This is a genomic window from Halomonas sp. HP20-15, assembly GCF_033446685.1.
Lineage (GTDB): Bacteria > Pseudomonadota > Gammaproteobacteria > Pseudomonadales > Halomonadaceae > Modicisalibacter.
On the sequence record NZ_JAWQLY010000036.1, the window covers coordinates 1 to 1,396 of the forward strand.

The 1,396-nt window shown below is 64.9% G+C and carries 2 protein-coding genes; both read right to left on the reverse strand.

From position 1 onward, the window contains the following. The coding region (locus tag R6258_RS18735; RefSeq protein WP_318453460.1) for an aldehyde dehydrogenase family protein at positions 1–224 on the reverse strand (224 nt) is incomplete at its 3' end. Between the two features lie 63 nt (positions 225–287). Beyond that, positions 288–1,280, reverse strand: coding sequence for an AraD1 family protein (gene araD1, locus R6258_RS18740; protein ID WP_318453462.1), 993 nt, complete (start codon positions 1,278–1,280; stop codon positions 288–290). Between the last annotated feature and the right edge of the window lie 116 nt (positions 1,281–1,396).

The following is a 1,396-nucleotide window of genomic DNA, read 5'->3' on the forward strand; positions in this document are numbered from 1 at the left end:
GCGGCGATCGTCTCGAGGAATGTCGCGCGTTCCTCGAGCGAGGTCTCGCGGTACGTATCGAAGGCCGCCCAGGCGAGTTCGCAGGCGCGGTCGACGTCGTGGGCGGTGCCGCCGGCATAGACCGGCTCCAGGCGTTCGTTGCTGCTCGGGTCGGTGGCCTGAATGGGGGCGCTGGACCCGGTGACGGCCTGTTGGCCGATGAGCAGTTTGCCTTCCAAGGTCATGACTTCCTCCTGAGTTTGCGCTGTAGCTTGCATCGTATCGAAGGATACGAGTCTGGCTATGAATTACAGGGCGTTGACTGTCGTACCGCCGTCGTCGGCGACGAACGTCAACGGATTGCGTAGCGGGCGACCCAGGGCCGGCAGCTCGATTTCGAAACGATCGCCCTCCTGGGTACGGATGTCCTCGGCGAAGCTCAAGGTCGCCGTGCCGAAAAAGTGCACATGAACATCGCCCGGCCGCCGGAACCCCGGATACTTGAAGTGGTGGTATTCGAGATTGGCCAGGGTATGCGCCATGTTGGCCTCGCCGGTGAGAAACGGCTTTTCCCATAGTGTCTTGCCGTCGCGCACGATGCGGCTGGTGCCTTCGAGGTGCTCGGGCAGCTCGCCGATGAGCAGTTCCGGGCCGAAACTGCAGGCGCGCAGCTTGGAGTGGGCCAGCCACAGGTAATTGTAGCGCTCGGTGACGTGATCGGAGAACTCGTTGCCGATCGCGTAGCCCACTCGCCAGGGTTGGCCGTCGTCGCCGATCACGTAGAGTCCGGCCAGTTCGGGTTCCTCGCCGGCATCCTCGGCGAAGGCCGGCACCGACAGCGCTGCTTCGGGGTCGACGACGATGCCGCCATCGCCCTTGTAGAACCATTCCGGCTGGGCGCCGATCTCGCCGGCGGCGGGCTTGCCGCCTTCGACGCCCATCTTGAACATGCGCATCGAGTCGGTCAGCGTCTCTTCGGCGGCCTGGGACTGGGCGTGCATCGCCGAGCGAGTATCGGCGCTGCCCAGGTGGGTCAGGCCGGTACCGCTGATCAGGCAGTGGGCGGGGTCGGGGTGGCTGAGCGGGGTGCGCACACGGCCATTGGCGATCAGTTCGGCGTAGTCCAGCCGGGTATCGGTCAGCGCGGCCTCGACGACCGTGCTCAGCGTCTGTCCCGCGCGAATGGCGTGCTGGGCCAGTCCGTAGGTGCCGTATTCGGCGTCCAACAGGCGAACCTGCCGCTCATCCTCGACCAGCGCGACACGCAGCTGGCCCTGATGTTCACATTGTATCAGTCGCATAACGGGCTCCATTGAGCAGTGTAGCGGGGTTGATCGTCACACCAGCCACATGGCCAGGTTGGGCCACACCAGCAGCAGCGTCAGCACGCACAGCTGGATGGCGATGAACGGCAGCA

Excerpts from the sequence above, each read along its gene's own strand:
- araD1 (WP_318453462.1), bottom strand. The coding sequence starts at position 1,280 with ATGCGACTGATACAATGTGAACATCAGGGCCAGCTGCGTGTCGCGCTG.